At 53.1% G+C, this 23,148-nt stretch carries 11 protein-coding genes and 2 tRNA genes; 1 reads left to right on the forward strand and 12 read right to left on the reverse strand.

All coding sequences use genetic code 11. The annotated features are described in order from the left end of the window. Positions 1–1,518: 1,518 nt before the first annotated feature. The 12 genes from ACZ5AL_RS09485 to ACZ5AL_RS09540 all read right to left on the reverse strand — a co-directional run bounded on the left by ACZ5AL_RS09485 (position 1,519) and on the right by ACZ5AL_RS09540 (position 22,514). Positions 1,519–2,952 (reverse strand): RagB/SusD family nutrient uptake outer membrane protein, encoded by a 1,434-nt coding sequence (locus tag ACZ5AL_RS09485; protein ID WP_464510131.1) that lies wholly within the window; start codon positions 2,950–2,952, stop codon positions 1,519–1,521. Between the two features lie 109 nt (positions 2,953–3,061). Continuing rightward, positions 3,062–6,106, reverse strand: a complete 3,045-nt coding sequence (locus ACZ5AL_RS09490; RefSeq protein ID WP_464510132.1) for a SusC/RagA family TonB-linked outer membrane protein — start codon at positions 6,104–6,106, stop codon at positions 3,062–3,064. Between the two features lie 1,685 nt (positions 6,107–7,791). Further along, entirely contained in the window at positions 7,792–9,267 is a 1,476-nt protein-coding gene (locus ACZ5AL_RS09495; RefSeq protein WP_464510133.1) for a hypothetical protein, read from the reverse strand. 152 nt (positions 9,268–9,419) lie between these two features. Then, positions 9,420–12,317 (reverse strand): carboxypeptidase-like regulatory domain-containing protein, encoded by a 2,898-nt coding sequence (locus ACZ5AL_RS09500; protein WP_464510134.1) that lies wholly within the window; start codon positions 12,315–12,317, stop codon positions 9,420–9,422. Positions 12,318–13,914: 1,597 nt separating this feature from the next. Next, positions 13,915–15,309, reverse strand: coding sequence for a magnesium transporter (mgtE, locus tag ACZ5AL_RS09505; protein ID WP_464510135.1), 1,395 nt, complete (start codon positions 15,307–15,309; stop codon positions 13,915–13,917). Between the two features lie 11 nt (positions 15,310–15,320). Next, positions 15,321–16,142 (reverse strand): 16S rRNA (adenine(1518)-N(6)/adenine(1519)-N(6))-dimethyltransferase RsmA, encoded by an 822-nt coding sequence (gene rsmA, locus ACZ5AL_RS09510; protein WP_464510136.1) that lies wholly within the window; start codon positions 16,140–16,142, stop codon positions 15,321–15,323. A gap of 93 nt (positions 16,143–16,235) precedes the next feature. After that, a complete protein-coding gene (locus ACZ5AL_RS09515) occupies positions 16,236–17,348 on the reverse strand; it encodes a vWA domain-containing protein (protein ID WP_464510137.1) in 1,113 nt (370 codons plus the stop codon). 275 nt (positions 17,349–17,623) lie between these two features. After that, the gene (locus ACZ5AL_RS09520) at positions 17,624–20,041 is read right to left on the reverse strand and encodes a TonB family protein (protein WP_464510138.1); all 2,418 of its coding nucleotides are present in this window, start codon (positions 20,039–20,041) and stop codon (positions 17,624–17,626) included. Positions 20,042–20,782: 741 nt separating this feature from the next. Next, positions 20,783–20,857, reverse strand: a tRNA-Glu gene (locus tag ACZ5AL_RS09525). Between the two features lie 18 nt (positions 20,858–20,875). Then, positions 20,876–20,949, reverse strand: a tRNA-His gene (locus ACZ5AL_RS09530). 214 nt (positions 20,950–21,163) lie between these two features. Beyond that, the gene (gene ribH, locus ACZ5AL_RS09535) at positions 21,164–21,649 is read right to left on the reverse strand and encodes a 6,7-dimethyl-8-ribityllumazine synthase (protein ID WP_464510139.1); all 486 of its coding nucleotides are present in this window, start codon (positions 21,647–21,649) and stop codon (positions 21,164–21,166) included. Positions 21,650–21,689: 40 nt separating this feature from the next. Continuing rightward, positions 21,690–22,514 carry a PHP domain-containing protein gene (locus tag ACZ5AL_RS09540; RefSeq protein ID WP_464510140.1) on the reverse strand — a complete coding sequence of 275 codons (825 nt, stop codon included), beginning with the start codon at positions 22,512–22,514 and terminating at the stop codon, positions 21,690–21,692. Between the two features lie 107 nt (positions 22,515–22,621). Between ACZ5AL_RS09540 and ACZ5AL_RS09545 the strand changes: the two genes are divergently transcribed. Beyond that, on the forward strand, positions 22,622–23,128 hold the full coding sequence (locus ACZ5AL_RS09545) for an HIT family protein (protein WP_464510141.1): 507 nt from the start codon (positions 22,622–22,624) through the stop codon (positions 23,126–23,128). Positions 23,129–23,148: the final 20 nt, after the last annotated feature.

Consider the following 23,148-nt stretch of genomic DNA (forward strand, 5'->3'; position numbering starts at 1 on the left):
ACGCTCAGCAGGCTCTGATCGATCGAGCGGCCCTGCCCATTTCGAGGGAGATCTTTACTCACTGCGTTCGTCAGTCGCTACGCTCGTGTCAGGACTCCACACCTGCTAGACGCAGTTGCTCCGCTCAAGATGACAACATTAAAACGGGGTCGTTGTCCACCCAAAGATTGACCTGTGACACAGCACTAGTGTCACACCTGATTGTTTGGGTGGTTTGTGGGCACGAAATTCCTTCCCCTAACCCCCTTCCTCCGAGCTATAGTTTATACAGATCGGGGGTGGTCCCACGTACAGTATGGGCACCCCAATCGCCGGAGACGATAGCGCATCCCCTAAATGTCATTCCCAGCGTGTCATGCCATGTTATGTCATGCTGAACGCAGTGAAGCATCTCAGCGCCCTGCAGTCGAGGGGGCCTGCTGTTCAGTGTCGATAGGCCTCCCCCGCGGGGCCCCCGCGCCCTGGACGGGCCGAGTCTGCAGGGATGGCCTTGAGGTCCGTCCGCCTAGCGGCGTCAGGATGACCTGCGGACGCGGCAGCATCCCGCCTCTCCTGGCGATGCACCAGGCTCCTGGCGATGCACCAGGTGTGTATACACCGTAGCTCCTCCGAGGGGGGGGGGGCTTCATGAGAACACCCTCTGGTTCCCGTCCTCCCCGGGGAGGACGGCTAAGATGGAGGGTAAAACCACTGTACCCGACAAAAAGACAACCCAATGCCGAACAAGCAGACGGGAGTCTCTTTCTCGAAGGATGGATCCTGAATCAAGTTCAGGATGACTGTATAGTAGGCAGATGCTGAGCGTCGTTGGGTGTTCAGACGTATCGATGCCCTCCGACTGTCATCCAGATCCTGAATCGAGTTCAAGACAGGCTTAGTGAGCCTACGAACGGAGATCCAGGATCCACGAAAAGACGCTGGCCTCCCGACGATCAAGACCTCCCTCTTATTTTTGTCCGGTACTGACGGGTAAAACACCCATCGAAACTCCATCATTCACGTGTGATACGGCACTAAGTGACCTCAACAATGGTTTTGGGGATTGCCGGGTGGATTCTCCTTCATCCTACCTGTCCTCCCCGAGAAGGAAAGAACCGTGGAAGGGGTTCCTCAAGTCCCCCTCAGAGGAGGGGGATTTAGGGGGAGGGATTACGCAACATCATATAGACGAAACACTTATGTGAAACGAAGCACCGTACGAATGAGAGTGTGTATTAACAACGTCGGGGCGCACATGATACCGGTTTGAAACGCACAAAACCCCAACTTCATGCCTGTCCTTACTTAGGCCTGTCTAGAACAGATCTCTAATCTGATGAGAGCACTGCAACAAGACCACATTGTATTTGGAGATGAGTGTTTGGAGATGAGTATTTGGAGATGAGTGAGTTGAAATCAATGCGTTACGGGTACCCCTTATCCGACATATACCCACCAACAAAAAAGCAGCTGCCTGGAAGCAATATCCAGACAGCTGCTTGGTTGTGCAGCTACTACAATGTAGCGGGTATGCTCGTGTTAGTAGCCCGGGTTCTGGGTGAGTTCGTCATTGACATCACGATCGCGCTGCGGGATCGGGAAGATACGCTGCTCTTCATCCGCGGTACCGGTGCTGCTCACGAGCGGAGCACCACGGCGAATCACATCGTGGCGCCAGTCTCCTTCAAAGGCCAACTCAACACGACGCTCTTGGATGATAGCATCAATCAGATCGCTGCCCTCTACGTCGCTTTCGATTTCCGATGCATTGGCTTGCTCCCGGATATCATTCAGGTAGTTGCGCGCATCGTCATCGTTACCTGTACGTGCCCATCCTTCGGCCGCAATCAGGTACATCTCTGAAAGACGTAGAACAAGCGCGTCGTCATCGTTCTGAGGGCTGTCCCACTTAGCCGTCCAGGCATTACAGTCAGGACCAACTTCGCAGGCTCCAACACCGCCATCATCAAACCCATACATGAGGCCGGCAGGGCCGCGCAGATCATCGTCCTCAATGAGAGCAAGCAGATCGGAGGTCACGCGGATATCACCACGCCCACCGATATCTTGTGGGAGATAGAACGAAGACGGAAAGTCGTTAACGCCTGTGTTATCATCGGCAGTGTAGCGGACGGCAAAAATTGCCTCAGAGCTTCCGCCCTGCTGATCAAAAACAGAGACCGGATCATCGAGACTGTAGACTCCACTTCCGATAACTTCGTCTGCGAGGGACGCTGCCTCTGCGTACTCACCCTGGTACAAACGCACCTTCGCGAGCAGTGCAGTTGCGGCACCTTCGGAAGCACGAATGCCGGTTGAAGACGGGTCCATCAGGGACTGTGCTGTCTCAAGATCTTCAACGATCTGGCTGTAGACCTCTTCCACAGTGCTTCGTGGAATTTCCAACTCGTCTTCGGGAGATTCCGTACGCGAGGTTACCAGCGGCACCCCATCTTGCGTATTGCTTACTCCCGGCTCATATGGTTCGGCATACAACCGTACCAGGTTAAAGTGCATGAGCGCACGAACGAATGTCGCTTCTCCAACAAGACGATTTTCGAGCGCTTCGTCAGCATCAGGGTCAACGCCCGACTCTACAAGTTCAGGAACCTGTTCAATGACGTTATTGGCCCGATTAATTGCGGTGTAGTGCCCTGACCACATGTTCTGGGCGGGCCCATGACTGGCGAGTTTGCCAAAGTCACGGGCACTTTGATAGGTCGTAAAGGAACCGGAAAAGTTTCCATTGTTGGAGGTAAAGTCGGCCATCTTGGTGAAGAACCCTCCATAGACGCCCGAAGCTTGTACGCCATCGTAGACGCCGTTCATAGCAGATTCTGCAGCTTGAGCACTATCGAATACGCCCTCTGCATCTACAGACTGTGCGGGTTCTACGTCCAAAAGATCACAGGCGCTCAGGCTTAATGCCAGTGTAAGAGCAATGGTGAAAGATAGTAGTTTACGGTATATCATTACTAATAAGGTGTTGTTTGAGGTCGCTTGTAAGGAATGCTTCCGCAGACCAGCAGTCTTCGGTGAGAACCCGAAGGCTCTCACCGAAGGCCGACTAGTCTAGTTCACGTTAGAGGGTGAAGCGAACTCCACCGGTGATGGTGCGCTGCTGCGGTGCTGTGAAGAAGACATCTCCTTCATTAAGCGCCGAAACGTTTCCTGCGGATGTTGACTCAGGATCGCCAACCGACATACCGTCAAAGGTGAGCAAGTTGGTGCCGCGCACAAAGATGCGGGCACTGCTCAGGTTGATTGACTCCAATGCCGTTTGCGGCAACTGATACGATAGCGTGACATCCTTCAAACGAACGTACGAAGCATCTTCGAGGAAGCGTGTGGACGTTTGCGTAGCATCATCCAGGTCAGCGAATACGTTACGCGGCACGTCAGTCTGATCGCCTGGTTCTTGCCAGCGGTCCAGGTAGTCCTCGTGGAGATTAAAGGTCGATGGATTCATCATGAACGCGTAGGTGCCGTTATATACCTCTTTATCGGCTTCAAACTGCACGAGGAAGCTTAAGTTAAGCCCTCCATATCCAAGCTCATTGGTGATTCCACCGGTCCAGGTAGGCAATGCTTTGCCAGTGAGGCGACGATCAGCCGCTGTTGGGTTATTGGTGATGTTACCATCCTGATCGAGCCATTGCGGAAGACCTGTGTCTGGATCCACGCCTTCCCATGGAATCAGGAAGAACGTACCAAGCGGTTCACCGACCTCGGCGCGTTGAACGCCTGAAGCAATCGGCTCATCATCCACAAGCGAGGTGACTTCGTTTTCGAGGTACGAAAGCTGAAAATCAGTCGTCCAGTGGAAGTTGCCCGTAACGTTGCGGGTTTCGAGCGACAGGTCAAACCCACGGTTACGCATGTCACCTACATTCCGGTCGAGGCTTGAGAAACCCGAGCTAAGCGGCACCTGCACCGGCAGAATGAGATCGTCGGTGTCTTTCTGCCAGAGATCGAAGGTCAGGGCCACGCGGTCCATAATGCCGAGATCCATTCCGATGTCGATCTGGCTGGTGCTTTCCCACTGCAGATCCGGGCTGGGCAACTGACTAGGTGCAATACCCGCTATGTTGTCGTAATTCGCTCCTGACCCAAACAGACCACGTGAGCCAAAGAAGCCAATCTGATCGTTTCCAGTGATGCCATAGCTCACACGGAATCGGAACTCGTCGAGATAATCAACGCCATCCATGAAGCTTTCTTCAAGCACACGCCAGGCCACCGAACCCGCAGGGAAGAACCCGTAACGGTTTTCTTCGCTAAAGCGCGATGAGCCATCCAAACGTGCACTCAGATCGAAGATGTAGCGATCATCATACGTGTAGTCAACACGAGCAAAGTACGATTCCAAGCGCGCAATGCGATCAATCGTAGCTGATACCGTTGATGGATCCGCACCTGAAGCGGCAGTCCGAAACGTATTCGAGGGGAAGTTTGTCACCGAGGCAAACACATTATTGCGTTCCTGGCGCTCAAACTCGAATCCACCGAGCAATCCAATACGGTGTACGTCGGAGAAGGTGTCCGAGTAGTCAAGCGTGGTGTTGATGGTGAAGTTGCGCTGCTCACGATAGATGGTTTGCCCAAATCCGTCGGGCGCTCCATCTGTTGTGCGGTCATCATAGCGGAAGAACTCCTCCATCGTGAGGATGTCCATGCTTCCCTGTGTACGCCAGCGCAGCGTCTCAAACGGCTCGATGAGAGCGTAAGCATTCCCCTGTGAACGCCAGCTGTTGGCGTCATAGTTGTTGAGGACCGAAGATCCAACAACATTATCCGCAATATTCCACGGGTTGGAGAAGTTATAAACACCGGCCTCTTCATCTTGCCAAATGTCAACAATCGGCGGAACGAGTGCCGATGAGGTCAGCGGAGCCGCTACAAGGTTATCCGCTGCAGCACGCTGGTTCCGCGCCCGATTTGTGCTAATCCGGGCACCAATCTGCGCCCATTCAAAAGCATCGTGTTCGATGTTGGCGCGCCCACCAATGCGGCGGAATTCGTTACTCCGTACGTAGTTCTGGTTATCATCGAACGTACCGCTTACGAAGAAGCGTGTGTTTTCATCGCCACCACGGATGGACATATTGTACTCCTGGCGAAGCCCTGTTTCAAAGACCTCATCAACCCAGTTGGTGTTTGAGGCCGCTTCGGGAGTAGGCAACTGTGGGAACCCGAATGCTTGCTCTGGAAAGTCACCAAGCGCACCGCCAAACTGAATATCATTAAAGTTATCAAATGCCTCACGGTAGACCTCAGCCCATTGCGGACCGTCAAGTACGGGCCATTCATCAACGGCAGTTACCGAACCGAGCTGCGCTCCAAAGCTTACTTCCGTAGCCTGATTGCGGCCTTGCTTGGTTTCGATAAGAACAACGCCGTTGGCGGCACGCGATCCATAGATGGCAGTCGCCGAAGCGTCTTTGAGCACCTCAATCGACTCGATGTCGTTGGGATTCAGGTCAGCCAACGCATTTGTGGCCGAGGTACCTACGTTCGAACCAAAGTCACCCGAAATAATCGGCTGTCCGTCAACCACATAGAGCGGCTGACTACCTCCTGTAATAGACGACGGTCCACGGACACGAACGGAGGTAGCCGCTCCTGCCATCCCGGAGGTCGTAGTCAACTGCACACCGGCGGTCCGCCCTTGCAGCAATTGTTCAGGGGATGAGACCATGGCTCCTTCGATGTCTTCAGCGGAGATGCTGGACACCGACCCGGTAATATCGCGCTGGTCGCGCTGAATACCGTATCCAACGACACGTACTTCGTCGAGTGCGGCCAGATCGGCTTGAAGCCCCACGTCAAGCGTGGTCACTTCACCAGGCGTTACCTCAACGGTCTCTTCGGTTGGAGCGTATCCCAGAAATGAAATACGAAGGGTTTGTTCGCCTGCGGGGACGCCCTCAAGCGTGTATGTACCGTCGGCGCCTGTAGCAACACCCATCCCTAAATCAGGAATCTCTACGTTTGCTCCAGGCAACTCTTCGCCGGTATCTCCATCTGTTACAGTACCTGTTATGGTACCATCTTGTGCAAGTACGAGCCCGGGTGCTAATAGTAGCACCACAAGCCCACACAGAAACTGTGTAGCTAACCTTTTCATGGCGTATGGTATCCTCTGTCTAGCAAAAACATATCTAGCAAAATGGCTCATAACTCACCATATCGTGCGCCTCTTTGCCATCGTTTTCTATGGACTGATCCAATCAGCTTTTTTTGGTTAGACATAATATATAATATAGAATGCCTGCACCAAAAAGAGCAGTTTACCAATAGCAACAGCTAGCTCTTCCGGGAAAAGACTTCACAAGCTGCTTTTCTTACCTCAAGGGCGTAGGCAGCTACGAACTCGCTTCCGAGGTCCAATACGTCAAGCTAGCGTTGCTTCATAAACTGCTACAGATTGCATCAGCAAGAGACTGCGTACAACTGTAGTCGATTTTAGGAATCTGAATCGTTTTGCATCAGTCGATGGCTTGCATAAATCGATGGCCGATGTCCTTCACCGATGTAGCATGTGCTGGGTCATCTGGACATCTTTTTATCGCATGCTTGCGTAATCAAGGACGCGTACATGATGGTGTTATTGCCACTTTGTACACACTATGGTTAAGAAGGCTTAACCTCTTTGTCAATAAAGCCCTTGGGGGTAACCCACGCCCGCAAAAGAATTACACAAAATATATTGGCTTCTTTTAGACATTCTGAATCACATCTGCTCTTATCTCCCGTCTATACCCTCCATTTTTAGAAGTTATCTGTAAGAAAGGGCTTCTCCACACGGTGATGTGAATATCAAGGAAATCCAAAAGAGAACTGGGTAGACTACACAATAATCTCCTTTTGTGCCTTATATCATTCCTTAAACCTTTATTTAAACACTTCTTTTTTCAAAACAGAATAGCTTATCCCTTTTGCTACACCTACTTATGCAGGGTATACACCCGAGTCCCAAGACTCCTCATTGCAAAGCAGTCTTACTGAAAATAGAGCACGTTAACGTATATCTGCGGAGTATACCAACGAGACCTGCTGTCGATCTTTTGTTATGAGCAACCGATGTCTCTACACCTGGTAGGTCACCCGTATAGTTGGGAGACTCCTCGACGGTCCTGACGAATGGGGTCTCATGCTGATTAGGTAGTATATTTCAACTGCGCACCTGCTGGGGTAACGTGTACGTGATCGTTTTCCATCTTGAAGACGAGCCTGTAGGGACGGATTTCAGCGCCGACCGCTCATGGCCAGCAAGACCGTGCACGGTATGGGGCTCCTCGTGTGTCTGTAACCCAGCCCCTCCGTCGGCTCGCGTTGAGATGCTTCACTGCGTTCAGCATGACAAACGAGAAAAACACGCGGACAAACGCCTTTATGGGAAGAGGTCATTTAACGCTTTGCCACTACCTTGATGGGTACGGTTGCTTCGCTCTGGATGACCGTCTTTGGATGCAGGATACTATGATTCAACCATTACCAGGATGAGAGAACGCCACATTTACGGGCCACCTAAGTAGACCCACAAAAGTATCTTTGATTATGTCATTGCGAGCGCAGCGGCGACGCGCCCCGACTCTAGAGAGGAGTACTCGTTCGCTAGCGCTCACAGCGCCGCGTCAGTCGCAAGCTCCTTCCTCGCGATGACAAGGTTGGACCATCGCATTCAAGTGTAACATAGCACTAGCAAAAGGGACCTACCCAGCGGGCAGGTCCCTTTCTTGCTTTATTAACGATCCCGATTCGGCTCGCCTAGCGAGCGTCATACGAGATGCTGCGTCAACAGCCGGGTTGTTAGAAGTTCGGATTAGGCTCCGTCTCAGCTCGTGTGAGCTGCAACCATTGCGCTGTAGGCTGACCACCGACCTGATCTTCCAGGTGCCATTCAACGACATCCATCCGGCGCTGGTCAGGAAGACGATGCCCCGTGGCGAACAGCGTACGATCCCGCTCAACGGCGAGCTGCTCCATGTCAATGTCGCTAAGGTCACTGAGTCCAAAGCTAGCTCGAACGGTATTCACCAAGTCAAGAGCAGATTCACTTCCAGTATCTCTGCCACGCAGTTCAAGCTCCGCACGGATCAGGAAGAGCTCTTGCCAGCTGATAAACGGCATGTTTGTGCGCTGCTCCCACTTGCCTTGGCCCCATTCGATTATTTCGGCGTCGCCACCGAAGATCTCATTCGCTTCTCCATCAGGCTGCCAATCGTTGAACACAGCAGGGAAGCTCTCGTCTCCAAGAGCAAGGTTTTGTAGATTTTCCGGGAGGGCACCAAATCCGCCAAGGGTTGTGCCGCCAGAATTGATGATAGTAAGCGGAATCCGGCTCAATTCTTCCGGATTGTTCGCTATGGTCTCAATGTGGCTTCGGGCAACCAGTTCGCCCGTATCTTCATCAGCCACACGATAGCTTTCCGATGGGTTCTCACCTTCGGTTGAGAGCTGGAAGAGGTTTCCATCCTGAACAGCCAACTGGAGACGCCCTGCGCCTGCCTCCGTATGGTACACGTTGGACGTGTTCAAATCGTAAAGGACATCCCATGACTCGCCCTCTTCAAGCGCTTCTTGGGCATACTCGGCAGCTGCATCAAGCGCCTCTTCTCCTTGAAAGCCTCCAGTGTCTTGGAAGTCATGCGTGCCAGCGTAAAGCGCTGCACGGGCCCGGGCCGCTTGAATCTGTCTCTGTTCTGCATCGTCTCCCAACACTTCAGCCTGTGCCAACGCCTCTGCATACTTATCTTCTGCCTCTTGATAGAGCTCTGGAGACGGAATGAACGCAGACGTATCGATTGTAGCTCCACCCCGGCGCGGATCGTCAGGGTGACCAAAGTAGGTAGCAAGGTAGTAGCGGGCATTAGCTCCGTGGAGGTTAGCGGCAAGACGCACCTCCTCTTCCGAAGCTGTTGCAGAAGGGTCCGAGAGGTCGAACTGATCATCTTCCTCAACGCGACGGAGCAAATCGTCTGCCAGGTACCGATACTCCTGCAGGTCGTTCAGTGAACCTGTAATACTGTTGTTGTCTTCTGCGATGATGCCTGCATCAAGCTCGGAGAACGTTGGGAACGTCGCATCGGCATTGATTCCAAAGCGCAGTTCATCAGATAATCCGTCAGCAAGATCGGCAACACCAGAGTGCGAATCAGCCCATTGTGATTCAATTCCCGTAATGAGAAACTCAGCTTCAGCCGGATCACTGAACTGATCACTTCCAGCTTCGTCAATCGGCTGGTCAACATTTGCCACGAATGAGTCGCAGGCGACAAACATCATGGCAAGAGCCAGAGCGACACTAAGTGTCGAAATTCTTCTAAGTAAGGTCTGATAACTACTCATATCAATTTTGACTGTATAAAAATGCGAGAGCAAATAGGTAGGTCAGAAACAGGGGAGCGGGTTTTCATCCCCACTCCCCTACGGCATGCTTAGATACCAACCTGAATGGTGAACGTGTACTCCCTCGGGTTCTGGAGAGTGAGGAAGTCCTGTCCACGTATCAAACCTCGCGACCCATCAAAGTTGACTTCCGGATCGGGACCCAGGTCGTAATTCGTGATCGTGAAGAGATTCGAGGCAGAGAATCCAAACGAGAGGTTTCTAACCTGATCGGTTCCCGTTACCGAACTGAACAAATCGGATGCGTTATAGCGCACTCCAAGGGAACGCAACTTAAGGAAATCAGCGTCCTGAAGGAAGTTGTCGAGTTGTCCTGCTCCTGCAGTAGCACTGGTCCGAGCAAGGTCATTTGCAACCGCTCGATATTCGTCGGTTCCTGGCTGAAGCCCTGCAAGCTCCTCAGTGAGGGCATTTCGTTCGACGTTCTGACCCAACTGTGTCAGGAACTGCGCAGTGTTTGAGTATACCTGGTGTCCCAGCTGGTACTCTGCCTGGGCACTAATCCGCAGGTCTTCAAAGACGGTCGCCGAAAACCCAAACCCACCAAAGTGGTCTGGCACCGGATTCCCAAGTTCGACCCTCTCATCACTGACATCTGGACCGAGATACACGCCATCGTCGTCAAACAACGCTCCTCTCACCTCTGGCCCAAAGAAGCTGAATGGCGCGAGGCCTTCTCGGATTACGTTACGCTGAAAGCCTCCGAAAATGGTTTCTCCGCCGAGTTCGCGTACTTCCCGATCGCGGTAGCTGTAGTTTGCGTTGAGGTCAAGCGAATGCTGCTCGGTTTGAAGCACTGTCACACCGAAGTCCACCTCAACGCCCTGTGCAAAGATCTCACCTACGTTGCGTGGCTCCGCTTGGTTACCGAATCCGGTCGACGGAGCTACCTGGAAGTTCACGATTGAGTCTTCCGTGTTCTGCCGGTAGTAGGTGAATGAGAGCGTGTACCGATCATTGATCCCAAGATCGAATCCACCCTCAATCTCGTTTACTTGCTCCAGGTTCAGGTCTGGATTTCCGATGTTTCCAATAGTCGCTCCAGTACCAAAGCCACTGGACTGTCCGCCAAGACGGACCAGTTCGCTATCAATGAGGTTGGGCAGCGACCCAGACTGGCCCCATGATGCTCTCAGGTTAAGCTGGCTCACGGCATCCGGAAGGAACTCTTCAACCTGGGCGGATGCACGGATGGCGGGATACCACTCTTCAAACGAGTCCGTTTCGCCCGCAATGAGGCGGGTAGACCAGTCGCGTCGAATTGAGAATTCGAGCGAGTAGCGGTCTGCAAAACTGAGCTGCTGACGCCCAATGATTCCAGCGCTACGTTCATTTGAAAGCCCCTCGCCTATGTTATCGAGCTGCGTACCAGCACCAATGTCGGTAATCAAGTCCGTCCCGATCTCCGAAGCGGTCGCATTCACAAACCGGTCCGACTCACTAAAGAGCTGGGTACCTGCCGTTGTCGTCGCACTCACGTTAGACGCAAGGTCATAGTCGTAGGTCGCAGTCAGGTCGGCGTTAAAGCGGCGGCGATCTGCATCAAGAGCATTTCGCTCTCCGCCTGAGGATATATAAATATCACTGAACTGATTCGGCTCCGTCTGATCATTGCGACGGGCACTAATATCAGCTCCTCCCTGAGCGCGAAGAGTTAAGCCCGAGAGGGCATCTGGGGTGTACGTAACATCCGCAGACTGCTGGAACGTTCGAACACGCTGCTGATCATCAATCGCAAAGAAAGCCGTGCTATCCCGCTCTGTGAATGCACCAAATGGCGCGTCAAGAGCAAGGGCCCCAAGCACTCCAAAAATGTTGTTGTCTGCCTGAGGGCGGCTATAGTAGTTTAAGGCTAGCGTAGAACGACTGTTTATTGTGAGCGACTCGGTTGGGCGCGCTTCAATGTTTGCATTCAGATTGTTTCGCTCTCCTTCTCCCGTCGGGAAAATACTCTCTGTGTTCCGGTGAGAGTATCCAATGCGGTAATTAACATCTTCGAGAGATCCTGAAACATTTACGCGATGCCCCTGAATCATTCCTCGACGGTGAATGTCGTCAAGGCGATCTGCGGTGGGATAGATGCCTTCATTGTAGCCTCTTTGTTTTACGGCTGATCCCAGGGTCCCTTGGTAGTTAACCTCAAGCTCTTGTCCCTCGCGTCCACTTTTCGTCTCGATTAGCACAACTCCATCGGTACCATCGGTACCATACAGAGACGTAGCGGCGGGTCCTCTCAGCACGTTGATCGACTCGATATTACTCGGGTCAAGATCAGCCAGAGGAGAGGATGCGGGCTGGCCACCAACACCAAATCCGGGCCCAGAGTCCTGGGAAATGCGTGTGCCATCTACGAAAATAAGTGGCTGGCCGTCACTGTTAAGGCTTACACCACCCCGTACGTCAAAACGCAGTCCGCCCCCTACATTGCCAGACGAACGGGATATGGTTACTCCCGACGTTCGTCCCTGCAAAAGGTCGGTTACGTTTTCGAACTCCGACGTTTCAGAAAGCTCTCCGGCATCGATGCTAGCAACCGATATATTTGCTTCTCCCCGCGTCTGCTCAACACCGAGCCCTGTTACTACGATCTCATCAAGTTGAGCGGCATCAGCAAGAAGTTCGACATCGAGTTCCACAGTCTCACCCGCTTCCACTTCGACAGCTACCTCTTGCTGCTGGTATCCAACGAAGCTGAACACGACGTCATATGCTCCGGCCGGGATTCCTTCAAGCTCGTACATGCCATCAACACCTGTAGCAATTCCAACCCCGAGATCGGGAATCTCTACGTTTGCCCCAGGCAGCGTCTCCCCGGTTTCTGCATCTGTTACACTACCAGTAATGGTTCCTTCCTGTGCAAAAACAAGTCCGGGTGCTAATAACAGCACTACGAACCCACACAGGAGCCTTGTGGCTAACTTCTTCATGGTATGGGTACTTCTAATCTAACCGAAAAACGACGATATGCACCGCAGGCCAGACCAACTGTAAGCAGAGCAACTACACGTAGAGTAACCATATTGCAGGCTCTGGACCGATAAGGCTGTCCGTGCCGGGCGTGTGCATAGACGAGCGCATGTGCACTTGCAGCATACTTCTAGCAGACAGACGTTGTCGTGCCAGGAGTGCTGATGCAAGTTTTAGGAGTGGATTCGCGGGTAAGCCCTCCAGGCATGAATTGATACCCTGGCGTGCTTGACCTCAAATGCATTCCACACAACTAATGCATCTCGTTCATTATCTGAGTGTTACGCGTTTCGTTGCTTATAGAAATAAAGGATGCGGATACCGCTTTCAAGGGCATACCCTCTGAGCACCCCAAACAAAAAGAAACTCCCCTCTTAATATGACCCTTTTTTAATTAAATCTCTTAAATATAAAATCTTTACTACCAAAAATTAATGATCTTCAATTTGTCTTCTGATCACGTTGGATTGCAGGAAGCACCATTCTCTGTCTATGGATTTTTCGAAATAGAGCAAACAGTGGCGAAATTAACAATTAGAGCCCACATTGCTGACTATTTGCTTCTACTCTATCTTCTTGCTTGACATTCTAATTTGATTTTAAGCTACTACAATACAGCACCTTACCAAAAAACATGAAAGAGGGCAAACTAAAGTACTTTTTTACAAGAAAGGTAGACCCAATACAAATAAGAAGTTACTTTAATATTCAGGAGATCTAACATTACTGAATTCATTTCTACTATCTACATTACAAACCAATAGCTTAACACAAATCCCAAGTATGTGAAATAGCCGTTTGTATCTGATGGCCTGGGGTAACGAGCTCTTTTTTGATCTACTTACACACCGATATTATATCAATGGAAAAGCCAGTATCCGGGTAGCTGCCTGTGTAGCACATTCGGCAGCCCCGAAAACTTGGTGCGAGCTGTACGAGCCCGGTGGGGCATATCGCACCTACACCGTCTCGATGATACGTAAAACCACACTCGGGACATCTTGCACTTCCTGCCCGATGGTTTTCTACCTGTCTTGGCAAGATAAGACTGATGAGCGTAGCGAATAAAGATCTCCCCCGAAATGAGCAGGGCCGCTCGATCAGAGCCTGCTGAACGCCGAGGAGATGTTTCGACGCGCTTCGGGCCCTGGGGGCCCTCCGCTTGCTCAACATGACAGAACATTTGGGTTGAGATGCTTCAACGCGAGTCCACTCCATACCATAACATTCAGGTGTGACACAGCAGTAGTGCTCTGTCACAGGTCAATCTTCGGGTAACGCATGTACCCTCTAACGTACCGGGAATAATCACACTCTTGTCATTGCGAGCGGAGCGACGCAATCTCATGCTATCAGGCCGGATGCAGCCGTCCAATCAACGGCATGAGATCGCACCCCAGGAGTACTCGTTCGCTAGCGCTCACAGCGCCGCGTCAGTCGCAGGGCTCCCTCCTCGCGATGACAAGGTGTAAATATATTTCTTTTGAGCTACCTAGCCTCGGGGAGGAAGGGGAATCCACCCGGCAATCCCCAAAACCATTGTTGAGGTCACTTAGGCTATCCGAGATAAAGCGTAGTTGCGTAAATAAAGTAGACCGTAAGCCCGATGATGTCGTTTAGTGTTGTAACAAACGGGCCCATTGCACTGGCCGGGTCAATCCCGAGCCATTTCAACGCAAAGGGCACCAACGCTCCGTTGGTTGTAGCCAATAGGATTACGGTAAGCATGGTCAGCCCAAGGGTTAGCGCTAACAGATACACCTCGCCCAGCCCAAATCCAACGACAGCAGTACAGAGCAAAGCGGCGAGCACGAGGCCATTTATCAAGGCCACGACCATTTCTTTTAAAATGCGGGCCCCTATATCCCCCATCCAAATATCGCCCGAAGAAAGGCCCTGTACAGCAATGGCTGCACTCTGCACAGCGGCGTTGCCTCCCATTGCAGTGACGATGGGAATAAAGATGGCAAGCACGACCGCTTGCTCCAGGGCTACTTCGAATCCGCCAATTACCGATCCAGAAAGGCCGGCGCCCACCAGTCCAACCAGGAGCCAGGGCAACCGTCCTCGACTAATTCGCCACACGGTGTCATCAGGCCGCTCTGTACCCGAGCCGCCGCTCATAATCTGGATGTCTTCTTCCGCTTCCTCACGGATTACGTCAACGATATCATCGATCGTGATACGCCCAACCATTCCTCCCGTTGAGTCTACAACAGGCATCGATACGAGATCGTACCGCTCCATAGTGCGCGCAACTTCTTCTCGATCCATATCGGTTGGCACCGACACAACATCCGTGTCCATCACCGTGTGAACCGGATCCTCGGCGGGAGCAAGCATCAGATCTTTAAGCGAAACCACACCCTCCAACCGATCATCTTCGTCGAGCACGAAGACCGAATAGATGTCGCCGATGTCGGCTGCCTGCGCGCGCACCTCCTCAACTGCATGCTCAAGCGTCCAGGTAGACGGCACAGTCACGAACTCTCGAGCCATGATTCCACCCGCGCTCTCCTCATCGTACTCAAGGAGCGCTGCTACATCATGGGTATCTTCCAGGTCGGGAAGCACACTTAGTGCTTGCGTATCGGACATATCACTGAGCACGTCCGCGGCATCATCGGTATCCAATGCATCAATAAGCTTACGCAGGCGCTCGGCGTGAACCTTTTCAAACACGGAAGTCCGCTGGCTCTCCGCAAGCTCGACCAGTACATCACTGGCCTGCTCATCGGGCAACCACGTAAATACTTTGTATGCCTGCTCATCAGAAAGCCGCCCCATGAGTTGGGCAAGATCGGCCGGGTGCAGGTCGACGATCAAATTCAACACCATGCCTCGCTGATCGGTCTCGACCAGAGAAGCAACATCTTCGACGACGTCGGCATCAATCTCAAGCCCCCCTGGCCGTTTGTAAGGAGCAGCATCCGCGACATGAGAACGATCCATAGGAGTACTATTCATTCGTGAACCTTTGGAGACGGTGCGTCTGTGTGGGTGTCGTCATCAAGGTATGTGGCTAACTCGACAAAATCCTCAGGCATCAGTGCTTCGGCCCGGAGGCGTCCCCAGTCGTTGGGGAGCGTGACGCCAATGTCTTTAGACCACGGACTTAAGCTGTTCCGCAGCATCTTCCGGCGCTGATTGAAGGCGGCCCGCACCAACGTACGCAGCCACGCTGAATCTACGTTGGGCACCGACTCGAAATTGTACGTACATCGAACCGCTGCACTCGTTACGTTGGGCTGCGGACTAAACACATGCCGCGAGATGTTAAAGAGGTGTTCAGGAGATGCATACAGCTGCATAATCACGCTCAAAATGCCATAGGCTTTCGTGCGCGGGGATGCCACCAAACGCTCGGCCACTTCCTTCTGCATCGTAAGTACGGCCTCAGCCACATGTGCTCGCGCCTCGACCAAAGCAAAAAGCAGTTGGCTCGTTAGGTTATACGGCGTATTGCTAATTACGTAGACTGGACCGTTTTTTTCTTCTGCAAGCACCGACCAGTTGACATCTAGCGCATCCTTCTGACGCACATCGACCCCTGGCAGCTGCTGGTTCAAATAGGCAACAGCACGTTCATCAATTTCGAATGCAGTGAACGTATCATAGCGCTCATAAAGAACTTCGGTTAATGCTCCTGTGCCCGGTCCAATTTCCACAACATGCGCATCAGGGGGCGCCTGCAGTGCATCCACAATTTTGCGGATCATGTTTGGATCGTGCATGAAGTTCTGTCCGAGGCTTTGTTTCGGACGAAACGGGACGTGCTGTGCCATAGAACGGAGGGGGGATGCAGGAAAAAGAGCAGAAGGAGATCACCCGTATGTAATACGAGGACAACAGGTGGCCTCTGCCAATAAGCAAGAGCATTATCGCAGATGGGTGCGACGGTTGCGGACGTAATCCTCAAAAAGAAAGGAGCCCAGATCATCGAGTGATGCGTAGTAGGCGCGTCCGTGATTGGCTTCGGTAAGTTCGCGCACAAAGTTTTGCAGTTGCGGATCGCGTGCGACCATAAATGTTGTGATGGTAATGCCCTCGCGGCGGCACATCATACCCTGGTCGAGCACCTTGTTCACAATGCGCCGATCCAGCCCAAAGGCGTTGCGGTACATGCGTCCGTTTTCGATGTGGCAACTAGGCTTGCCATCAGTGATCATGAAGATCTGCTTGTTCCGGTTCTTGCGGCGGTGCAAGATATCACGTGCCCGCTGCAGCCCGGCTCGTGTGTTCGTGTAGTACGGCCCGACTTCTAGATATGGCAGGTCTTTCATACTGACCTCCCACGCTTCATTGCCAAATGCCACGATATCGAGCGTATCATCGGGGTAGCGCGTGTTGATGAGTTCAGCCAGGGCAAGTGCTGTTTTACGAGCTGGCGTGATCCGATCTTCTCCATACAACACCATAGAGTGGGAGAGATCAATCATGAGCACCGTAGCTACGGTAGACTGATGATCGGTTTCGTGGACGCGAAAATCGTCCTCGCTGAGGTGCCAATCGTTGTCGATACCGCTACGTCGGAATGCGTTAGAGAGCGTACCCGTCACGTCGAGGCGGTTTACGTCGTCGCCAAACGACCATTTGCGGGTTTCGGGCAACCGCTCCTCGCCATGCCCTGGATGCGGCGTGCGGTGCCGTCCGCGTCCATCTTTTTTCAGGTCTTGGAAGATGCGCTCCAGCGCTTGCTCACGTAGTGCCCGTTCGGTACGAGCAGTGATTTGTACCGTTTGTCCACCGTTATCATCACGCAAATATCCGCGGCGCTTTAACTCCTCGATGAAGTCGCCAATGCCTTCATCATAGCCTTCTGTGAGTCCGTATTGCTCGTCGAGTTGCGTGAGCCACTCAAGCGCTTCAGCGGCATCTCCCGCGGTGTGTTGCAGAAGCTCCTGAAACAGGTCATTTAACTGTTCGAAAAGAGGACGGAGGTCGCCATGGCGTTCATCATCCCATTCGGTGTATTGAAAGGTAAGGGCCATAACGACATATGGGCTATATAGCAGAACAAGCGGATTTGTGTGTACGCTTGCCCCGAAGTCGGTGTTCAGCATTGTCGAAATGCTTCCGCCGTGCAGCGTTAGGATAACAATGTTTGACGGAAAGATACGGCTTCTGTAACGAAGCGTAACCCCGTATTGTATCCTCCGCCCTAAACACACATCCCCCCACCGATGAGTCGAAACTCATGATGGAGGGAATACAGTGTGTCAACGCACGTTGGTACAGGAGGCACCTAACGCCTTCTGCTATCGCTTTACTCCTCGCCCAAGCTGAACTGAACCCATACGGTTGTGCGGGCTGCTACGGGCCGACCACTAACTTGTGCGGGTTCAAACTCGGCCTGACGCACAACGCGCAGGGCTTCGTCGTCAGCGCCATATCCAATCCCGCGTAGCACTTCGGCTTCACGTACGGTGCCATCGGCATTAACGGTTGCTTGAATGTACACACGTCCTTCTACACCGCGCCGTGCTGCACGCGATGGGTACGATGCTTGCTCCGTGAGGGCACGCAAGCCTCCTACAGGTGCGGGGTCCTGATCGGTAACTGTGTAGACCCGGTCTCCCGTGGTTTCGTCTTCCTCACGCCGTTGCTCTTCGCGCTGACGTCGCTGTTCGGCCATTTGCACCTCTTCGTACTCGCGCTGTGCTTGTTGCAATCGGTTTGCAACGGTATCATCGTCGGGGTCAATGTTATACGCCTCTCGATATAAGGCAACAGCCTCCTCATAATTCCCCTCCTGAAAGGCCTCATCAGCATTGGCACGAAGCTCATCCAGCTGGTCGCGGCGCTGCTGCTGCTCGGCAAGGAGCTCTTCGTTCTCGCTCATGAGCGCCTGCAGCTCTCCATCATCCGGGTTGAGTTGAACAGCTTGTTCAAAGGCTTCCTGGGCATCGGCATAACGACCGGTTTCCATTAGGCGCTCGCCACGCTCCAGGTGCTGCTGGAACTGCTCGGCTTCAGATTGCTCAGCCATGCGCTCAGCAACAAGGTCAAGCTGTTCGGTAGCATATGGGTCGTCATCACGATAGTCGAGTGCATTTTCGTAATGACGTTGTGCAGCGGCCCAGTTCCCTTCGTTAAACCGTTGATCGGCTTGCGTAATAAAGTTCTCGTAGAGCTGATCTTGGATGTTGCCCCCGTCATCATCACCACCGAAGAGTTCACTAAACACCTCAGACTGCCGTTCTGAAACTTCGGAAATCATGGCCTGTGCCTCTTCGCTTTCGGGCTGCAAATCTTGAGCCGCGTAAAAAGCAGCACTAGCCTGACCATATGTCGTGTTAGCTTCTTCGTAGTTATTCCGCTCGGCAAAGTTGTTTGCACGTTCAAGCAGTTCTTCGCCGCGCTCCATTTGTTCACGATAGCGGGCTTCATCCGTTTGTTCTTGGCGCTCACTTATGCTGCTAAGCCGCTCAAGTACGTATTCGTCTTCCGGGCGTGCTTGCAGCGCCTGGTTATAAAAACTTTCGGCCTGATCGTACTCAGCTTCAGCAAACAGCGAATCGGCAGTCGCTCTATAATCGGCGTACGATCCGCCTTCCTCTCCTCCGGTAAAGAACCAAACGCCGCCTAGTGCAAGCAACAAGAGGGGAACCCCAAAGAGCGCCGCTTTGGGAATCCCTGAGTCGTCTTCGGGCTGACGCCGTGCGCGTGCTGGGCGGTCGCCTCCGCCTGCTGTGGTAAGGACTTCAATTTCTTCATCGTCTTCGTCCTCAGCATCTTCCACTTCTACCATTTGCCCGTCGCTCGAATCAACGGGGATGATGGCATAGGTTGCTTCGGAGCTGTCATAGCGCTCTGAGGATTCCTCTAGCGCCTTCCGGAGCGCATCAATCGACTGGAGGCGCTTGGAGGGATCAACGACAAGCGCTTCAAGGAGCGTTTCGCGCACGCCGGGCGAAAGCGAGATATCGGCATTGGCGAGCAACTCTTCCAGTGGATCGTCGCCCTCTAGACGTTCGCTGGCTTGTGGAATGGCCTGCCCTGTGATCATACGACAGACAGTCGCTGCCGCTCCGTACACATCAGTCCACGGGCCCTGATTTGCACGCGGCGTGTACTGTTCAATCGCACTAAAGCCTGGCTGACGCAGCGCATCGAGTTGGTCGGCTTTGCGTGCGACCTGAATCTGTGCTCCACGGAAGCCCGTCAATAGCACATCGCCTCCTTCAAGAAGGCGAACGGTATGGGGCGACACCCCGCCGTGGTACAGCCCGGCTTCGTGTGCCTCGTGCAACGCCCCAAGAATGGGGATCATGATCATGAGAGCTGCCTTCTCGGGCAATTGCCCCTTATTTTCAAGGCCTTTAGCCAGCGACATGCTAGCCTGATGCGGTCGTGCACGATAGACCGTGCCGTTGGCATCAAATACGTTCACATTGGCCGGAAGGGCCTCATGGCTTAAACCAGCCAGCACCTCCGACTCTTTGCGAAAGTATGCCAAGCCCGACTCGAAGAGCGAATCCTCTTCATCGTCTGCAGTCACCTCAATCGAGGTCTTTCCCGACTCGCGCTTGGCGAGCATAGTGGGAAAGTACTCTCGAATGATGACTTGCTCTTTGGTGTTAACATCTTGGCCCAGATACTTAATATCGAAGGGGCCAGGATCACCAAGCGTGCGCTTGATCGAATACGTTTTATTGAGGACGGTGAGCGGAGCCAACTCCATAGCGTGCGCCCGAATACATGAAAAGGGGTGGCGAAGACGAATCGTGGCGACCGTTTCTACTCTGACACGCGCTTTTAAACGCTATCAAAGGATCTCAGGGTAAATGCTCGAATGTATCAGAATAACTGCTCGGCTTTGTCTGCGAATGCGTGTTACTTGCAGACGGTGTAGCCTCTATGTATTGAAGCAGTTATTTTGCCGCTAAACGGTCATGCGGCTTAATTGCTCTCTAACATACTACATAGCTTTGTTACAAGATGCAAGAAAGCGGGTTTCTCAAATAACGCCCTTCTGAACGCAAAGACAAGAACGGGACGTGTGTAGTACTCTGTTACGCGTCAATCCTCGGGTAACGCATGTGCCCCCTAACGTACCGAGTCCCCTTGAACCCTCGTCGCGATGTACAACAGGCATGACCTTCGGCCCCTCCGCGTCGCGACGAAATGCATACAAGGAGTACTCGTTCGCTACCACTCACAGCGCCGCGTCGGTCGCAGGCTCCCTCCTCGCGATGACAATTTGGAGCCCCTACCATTCAGGTGTAACAGCGCAGTAGAGAATTGAGCCAATCGTGTGGACAGTACGAATTGAACCCGTGTCATGCCAACTTTTCGGGCGCACCTCAGCCAGCGCTTACCAAAACACTCACCAAAAAGAGTGTGACTGTTTCACTTGATGGGCCAACTTCACTTGATGGGCCAACACATAAAAACGCCCCAGCATTGCTGCCGAGGCGCTTTGTACCGCGTACGGGATTCGAACCCGTGTTACCGCCGTGAAAGGGCGGCGTCCTAGACCAGGCTAGACGAACGCGGCATAGTATTCGTATGTAAGGGTGACCGGAGGGATTTGAACCCTCGGCCTCCAGGACCACAACCTGGCGCTCTAACCAACTGAGCTACGATCACCATTTCGCATGACCGGAGTCACACAATAGGCGGGAGCATGCACTTTGTCAAGGCGCGTTTGGTGAACTTCCTGCGGATGCCTTTAGTGGCTGTTTATCCGTCGTTGGCAGGGCAGCAAGCGTGCGCCAGCGCTGCGTTTCCTCATGTCAAGCACATACATCGACGCCTCCCCCCGATAGGTGTTCCGGGTTCATAAATCACTCATAGGAACCGTTTATGAAGAGGAAAGATGATCATCCAATTGATCGCATGCATCAGCCATCTCCAACGCAGCCATGGCGGCCTCACTGCCTTTATTGCCGGCCTTTGTTCCAGCCCGCTCAATCGCTTGCTCCACCGTATCAGTGGTGATTACGCCATATATAATTGGCACACCCGTCTCAACGCTTGCGCTAGTGGTGCCGCTGGTTACTCCCGAGCATACATAATCGAAATGAGGAGTGGCACCGCGAATCACCGCTCCGAGCGTAATAACCGCGTCAAACTGTCCGGATGCGGCCATTTTCTTGGCAAGGACTGGAATTTCCATGGCGCCGGGACAGTGTACCACTGGAATGTCGTCGGTGGATGCGCCATGTTGCTTGAGCGTATGCAACGCTCCGTTGAGCAGTTGCGTCGTGATGAACTCATTGAAACGGCTCACGACAATCCCAAATGTAGCGTCGGTCGCCGCGAGCGATCCTTCGATATGGGTAGGCATATGCATCATAAGAAGTTGTGAGGGCGTCAGGGGAGCGCTGTTACGTGCACACGGCGGCGATTCGTTCCCATGCGGACCGCGATATCCCTATTTCACCAATCTTAGATGCCCCAGCACGGCGCTGGCCATGAAAGTCGGATCCACCCGTTATGGAAAGTCCCCACCGATGCACACGGTTGCGGTAGTAGGCCTCTAACGATGCATCGTGGGAGGGATGCACACACTCAATCGCATCAAGCCCGGCCTCGACCATTTGATGGAGCACAGCGCCAGGCATCCAGTGTCCAGGGTGCGCAATGGATGTCATCCCTCCGGCATCCTGAATCCACGTTACCATTTGAGAGGCCGATACGTGCGGAAGCGGTACGTAGGCCGCTGCACGATTGCCAATAAACCGCTCGAACGCCTCGTTTGGGGTGTCTACGGCCCCAATCGAGCAAAGGGCTGCTGCAATGTGCGGGCGAGCCACCACAGCGGCATCAGGGACGTGTGCCTCCACATCCGCCCACCCAATTTCGATATGACAGGTTGTGCGGAGCTTACGAACAATGGCACGGGCGCGCTCGATCCGCGCATCGGCATACGCTTCGAAGTGAGCATGCAAGTCGGGATGCTCCATATCCATACCATATCCAAGGAGATGAAACCCGTAATCCTCGTGCTGCACGGTGCACTCCACTCCGGCCACTACCGTAAGTTCGGTATCCGATGCGGCCTGCTGAGCCGGCGCAATGCCTGCCAGGGTATCATGGTCGGTGATGGCAATAACATGTACGCCGGCTTTGCGTGCCAGCGCTACCACCTGAGCAGGGGTGTGTTGCCCATCGGAAGCGGTTGTGTGGATGTGCAAGTCGGCGTAGCTCATAGAAACGGCTGTACGAAAAAAAGACGGCTTGGTGATGAACTGTACATCGGCCCTGATGTTTGTATATCGCGTGCTGTTCCGTTCTTCGCTTTTTGTCTCAACTTGTTATGGATCAACTTTGGAGCCCCTGGCGCTCGGCCTATATTAAAACAGCCAACGACCGCGCAGCACCCCCTGAAGGAGAGTCGATTTTTGCACGTCTCGTGGCCGAAGATAACGACGAAGAGAACCTGATTCTATGGCGGGGCTCTGAAGTATTTGTCATTATGAATTTGCACCCTTACAATAACGGACACCTACTGGTGCTTCCGTATCGCGTGGTGGCCGATTACGACGCTCTGACCGATGCCGAGCGCATTGCGCTGGCGCAAACGGTAAACCGGTGCATTGGATGGCTCCGTACTGCACTGCAGCCCGACGGATTTAACGTGGGGCTGAATCTTGGACGTGCTGCCGGAGCGGGCATCCCCGAGCATTTGCATATGCATGTGGTGCCTCGCTGGGAGGGCGACACCAATTTTATGCCTGCCACCGGATCTGTGAAAGTAATTCCGGAATCGCTTACCGATACGTACAACAAAATCAAGGCGGCCATTGACGCTGCCGAATCGTAATCCGCTCTCGTTACCTCCGC

This window comes from Natronotalea proteinilytica (assembly GCF_055379935.1).

Coding starts and splice junctions, on each gene's coding strand:
- ACZ5AL_RS09515 (WP_464510137.1), bottom strand. CDS start 17,348: ATGGCCCTTACCTTTCAATACACCGAATGGGATGATGAACGCCATGGC.
- rsmA (WP_464510136.1), bottom strand. CDS start 16,142: ATGGCACAGCACGTCCCGTTTCGTCCGAAACAAAGCCTCGGACAGAAC.
- ACZ5AL_RS09540 (WP_464510140.1), bottom strand. CDS start 22,514: ATGAGCTACGCCGACTTGCACATCCACACAACCGCTTCCGATGGGCAA.
- ACZ5AL_RS09500 (WP_464510134.1), bottom strand. CDS start 12,317: ATGAAGAAGTTAGCCACAAGGCTCCTGTGTGGGTTCGTAGTGCTGTTA.
- mgtE (WP_464510135.1), bottom strand. CDS start 15,309: ATGGATCGTTCTCATGTCGCGGATGCTGCTCCTTACAAACGGCCAGGG.
- ACZ5AL_RS09485 (WP_464510131.1), bottom strand. CDS start 2,952: ATGATATACCGTAAACTACTATCTTTCACCATTGCTCTTACACTGGCA.
- ACZ5AL_RS09495 (WP_464510133.1), bottom strand. CDS start 9,267: ATGATGTTTGTCGCCTGCGACTCATTCGTGGCAAATGTTGACCAGCCG.
- ACZ5AL_RS09490 (WP_464510132.1), bottom strand. CDS start 6,106: ATGAAAAGGTTAGCTACACAGTTTCTGTGTGGGCTTGTGGTGCTACTA.
- ACZ5AL_RS09545 (WP_464510141.1), top strand. CDS start 22,622: ATGGATCAACTTTGGAGCCCCTGGCGCTCGGCCTATATTAAAACAGCC.
- ACZ5AL_RS09520 (WP_464510138.1), bottom strand. CDS start 20,041: ATGGAGTTGGCTCCGCTCACCGTCCTCAATAAAACGTATTCGATCAAG.
- ribH (WP_464510139.1), bottom strand. CDS start 21,649: ATGCCTACCCATATCGAAGGATCGCTCGCGGCGACCGACGCTACATTT.